Origin of the sequence: Bacillus cereus group sp. BfR-BA-01408, assembly GCF_022663305.1 — a bacterium.
Taxonomy (GTDB): domain Bacteria; phylum Bacillota; class Bacilli; order Bacillales; family Bacillaceae_G; genus Bacillus_A; species Bacillus_A pacificus.
The window spans coordinates 1-4,157 of record NZ_JAKUFF010000145.1; the positions used below are offsets into that span (position 1 = coordinate 1).

The following is a 4,157-nucleotide window of genomic DNA, read 5'->3' on the forward strand; positions in this document are numbered from 1 at the left end:
ATCGAAGCAGCTGTCGAGAAAATGGATATTAAAAAGAAAATCTTTGCGAATTTAGATAAAATTGCTCCAGAACACGCAATTTTAGCGACAAATACGTCATCTTTGCCAATTACAGAAATTGCCGCGGTAACGAAACGTCCGGAAAAAGTAATCGGTATGCACTTTATGAATCCAGTTCCGGTTATGAAACTTGTTGAAATTATTCGTGGTTTGGCTACAGATGATGCGGTATACGAAACAATTGAGGATATTACGAAGAAAATTGGCAAAGTACCAGTTGAAGTAAATGATTTCCCAGGATTTGTATCGAACCGTATTTTATTACCGATGATTAACGAAGCAATTTATACGTTATATGAAGGTGTAGCGACGAAAGAAGCAATTGATGAAGTAATGAAACTTGGTATGAATCACCCGATGGGCCCTTTAACGCTCGCTGATTTTATCGGTTTAGACACATGTTTATACATTATGGAAGTGTTGCATGAAGGTTTAGGTGATAGTAAATATCGCCCATGTCCATTGCTACGTAAGTACGTAAATGCAGGATGGTTAGGACGTAAAACAGGTCGTGGTTTCTACGTTTACGAATAAATCCCCCTTTGTTACAAAATAGTGGTCTTACCAAATTGTTAAAAGGTTATATAGCAAATGGAGGCGGAGTATATGAACTTTCGTTTTAATGAAGAGCAGCAAATGATGAGGAAAATGGTTCGAGATTTTGCACAGAAGGAAATTGCTCCCTTTGTTCCTAGTATGGAACAAGGGGTGTTCCCAAAAGAGATTTTGCAGAAGATGGGTGAGCTTGGATTAATGGGAATTCCAGCGCCTGCAAAATACGGTGGTGCAGAAATGGATTTTATTTCTTACATTTTAGCAATTGAAGAAATTTCAAAGGTAAGCGCAACGGTTGGTGTAATTTTAGCTGTACATACGTCAGTTGGAATGAACCCGATTTTATATTTCGGAACAGAAGAACAGAAAGAGAAATACGTTTCTAAGCTTGCGACTGGTGAATATTTAGGTGCATTTGCACTAACAGAACCAAATGCAGGATCGGATGCAGGAAGTTTGAAATCAAGAGCTGTGAAGAAAGGCGATCATTACATTATTAATGGATCGAAGGTGTTCATTACAAATGGTGGTGAAGCAAGTACATATATTGTATTCGCTTCTACAAATCCAGAGGCAGGAAAGAGTGGGATTTCTGCATTCATAGTAGAGAAAGATACACCAGGCTTAATTATCGGTAAAGATGAGCATAAAATGGGACTGCTTGGTTCTCGCACTGTACAACTTACGTTCGAGGATATGAAGGTACCGGCTGAGAATTTACTTGGTGAAGAAGGACAAGGATTTAAGGTAGCGATGGCGAATTTAGATGTTGGACGAATTGGAATTGGGGCGCAAGCATTAGGTATTGCTGAAGCGGCGCTTGCATGTGCGATTGATTATGCGAAAGAACGTGAGCAATTCGGAAAGCCAATTGCGGCGCAGCAAGGGATTGGCTTCAAACTTGCAGATATGGCAACTAGCGTAGAAGCGGCGCGATTACTTGTATATAGGGCGGCATCGCTAAGAGCGCAAGGATTACCATGTGGTAAAGAAGCATCTATTGCGAAATTATTCGCTTCTAAAACGGCTGTTGAAGTTGCGATTGAAGCAGTGCAAGTATTTGGTGGTTACGGTTATACGAAAGATTATCCAGTAGAAAGATTTTTCCGTGATGCGAAAATCACGCAAATATATGAAGGAACGAGTGAAATACAGAAACTTGTTATTAGCCGGGCTTTATAAAAGCACAAGGGGGAGACGGGCATGCATTTTAAACTATCAGAAGAACATGAAATGATAAGAAAAATGGTTCGGGACTTTGCTAAGAACGAAGTAGCACCGACAGCAGCTGAACGTGATGAAGAAGAGAGGTTTGATCGTGCGCTATTTGATCAAATGGCAGAGCTTGGTTTAACCGGAATTCCGTGGCCTGAAGAATACGGCGGAATTGGAAGCGATTACTTGGCGTATGTAATTGCTATTGAAGAATTATCACGCGTATGTGCTTCTACAGGTGTAACATTGTCTGCACATACTTCACTTGCTGGTTGGCCAATTTTTAAATTTGGAACAGAAGAGCAAAAGCAAACATTTTTACGACCGATGGCTGAAGGAAAGAAAATTGGTGCATACGGCTTAACGGAGCCAGGATCTGGATCGGATGCTGGTGGAATGAAGACGATCGCCAAAAGAGATGGAGACCATTATGTATTAAATGGATCAAAAATATTTATCACTAATGGTGGTATTGCTGATATTTATGTTGTTTTCGCATTAACTGATCCTGAATCGAAGCAGCGTGGCACGAGTGCATTTATAGTGGAAAGTGATACACCAGGATTTTCAGTTGGGAAGAAGGAGAGTAAATTAGGGATTCGCTCTTCACCAACAACTGAAATTATGTTCGAAGATTGCCGTATTCCTGTAGAGAATTTACTAGGGGAAGAAGGACAAGGGTTTAAGATAGCGATGCAAACATTAGATGGTGGCCGTAACGGTATTGCGGCGCAAGCGGTTGGTATTGCACAAGGGGCTTTAGATGCTTCCGTAGAATATGCAAGAGAGCGTCATCAGTTTGGGAAGCCGATTGCGGTGCAGCAAGGGATTGGCTTTAAACTTGCAAATATGGCAACGGATGTGGAGGCGGCGCGTCTTCTAACATATCAAGCAGCTTGGCTGGAATCGGAAGGACTTCCTTATGGGAAAGAGTCGGCGATGTCAAAAGTATTTGCAGGCGATGCCGCGATGAAGGTGACGACTGAAGCGGTACAAGTATTTGGTGGTTACGGTTATACGAAAGATTATCCGGTAGAGCGATACATGCGAGATGCAAAGATTACACAGATATATGAAGGAACACAAGAGATTCAAAGGCTCGTAATTTCTCGTATGTTAACGAAGTAGGATCAAAGGCGTAGGTATTTTCCTACGCTTTTTCCTTCCAAAAAATAATAGAGAGGTGAAGGGGATGGTTAAACATAATGTGCATGCATCAGTGAAAGATGAAAAATTAGTCGCGTTAAGGCGTGAACAAATGATTAAAGGTGCAGTGCAACTGTTTAAACAAAAAGGATTTCCGCGTACAACAACGAGAGAGATTGCAAAGGCAGCTGGATTTAGTATTGGAACGCTTTATGAATACATTCGTACAAAAGATGATGTTTTGTATTTAGTTTGTGATAGTATTTATGAACATGTAAAAGAAAGATTAGAGGAAGTAGTTTGTACGGAAAAAGGAAGTGTAGAAAGTTTAAAGATAGCAATAACGAATTATTTTAAAGTGATGGACGAATTGCAGGAAGAAGTATTAATAATGTATCAAGAGGTACGCTTCTTACCGAAAGAATCACTCCCGTACGTATTAGAAAAGGAGTTTCAAATGGTAGGAATGTTTGAGAATATTTTAGAACAGTGTACGGAAAACGGAACATTTACATTAAATAAAAAAGAAATACAGCTTCTTGCGCATAATATTTTTATACAAGGACAGATGTGGGGATTTCGACGTTGGGCGCTGCAAAAGCTATATACGCTCGAAGAATATACAGACATGCAAATTAGGTATGTATTACAAGGGGCCCATATGCTTCCGAAATAAGGAATGTATACTACCCTATAAAAGTTTCCCGTTTTTTTTGTAGCATATTTGTGCGACTTTTGTTTATAATGAATAGTATGGATTTTTTTAAGCAGGCCGTTATATATAAGGTTATATTTGATGAAAGGAAGTGCCGCATAAGTGGATTTTAAGCAATATTCACCAGAAGAGCTAAAAGAATGTTCAATGATTGAAGTTGTACATAGCGTTTTAGGGGATAAAAAACAAGCAACGACATTCAACGAGTTGGTTCAAGAAATCGCTCAAGTGCTGGGACTATCTCAAGAGCAAGTTAATGCGAAAATCGCACAATTTTATACAGACTTAAACATCGATGGACGTTTCATTAATTTAGGAGAAAATCGTTGGGGTCTACGCAGCTGGTACCCATACGAGCAAATTGATGAAGAAATCTTGCCTCAACCAAAACCGAAGAAGAAACGTAAAGTTGAAGAAGACGGTTTTGACGACTACATTGACGAAGATGAAGATGACTTTGATGATG

General features: G+C 39.7%; 5 protein-coding genes. All 5 read left to right on the forward strand.

What is annotated here, in order from left to right:
- The coding region (locus MR083_RS26185; protein WP_242270070.1) for a 3-hydroxyacyl-CoA dehydrogenase NAD-binding domain-containing protein at nt 1–594 on the forward strand (594 nt) is incomplete at its 5' end.
- A 72-nt stretch (nt 595–666) separates the two neighbouring features.
- Nucleotides 667–1,797 (forward strand): acyl-CoA dehydrogenase, encoded by a 1,131-nt coding sequence (locus MR083_RS26190; protein WP_001011168.1) that lies wholly within the window; start codon nt 667–669, stop codon nt 1,795–1,797.
- A 21-nt stretch (nt 1,798–1,818) separates the two neighbouring features.
- Nucleotides 1,819–2,958, forward strand: coding sequence for an acyl-CoA dehydrogenase AcdA (gene acdA / locus MR083_RS26195; RefSeq protein WP_242270071.1), 1,140 nt, complete (start codon nt 1,819–1,821; stop codon nt 2,956–2,958).
- A gap of 64 nt (nt 2,959–3,022) precedes the next feature.
- Complete coding sequence (locus MR083_RS26200; RefSeq protein WP_000238604.1) at nt 3,023–3,652, forward strand: TetR/AcrR family transcriptional regulator; 630 nt, start codon at nt 3,023–3,025, stop codon at nt 3,650–3,652.
- Between the two features lie 141 nt (nt 3,653–3,793).
- Nucleotides 3,794–4,157 (forward strand): DNA-directed RNA polymerase subunit delta (gene rpoE, locus MR083_RS26205; RefSeq protein ID WP_242270072.1); only part of this gene is annotated, 364 nt, incomplete at its 3' end.

Excerpts from the sequence above, each read along its gene's own strand:
- MR083_RS26190 (WP_001011168.1), top strand. The coding sequence starts at position 667 with ATGAACTTTCGTTTTAATGAAGAGCAGCAAATGATGAGGAAAATGGTT.
- acdA (WP_242270071.1), top strand. The coding sequence starts at position 1,819 with ATGCATTTTAAACTATCAGAAGAACATGAAATGATAAGAAAAATGGTT.
- MR083_RS26200 (WP_000238604.1), top strand. The coding sequence starts at position 3,023 with ATGGTTAAACATAATGTGCATGCATCAGTGAAAGATGAAAAATTAGTC.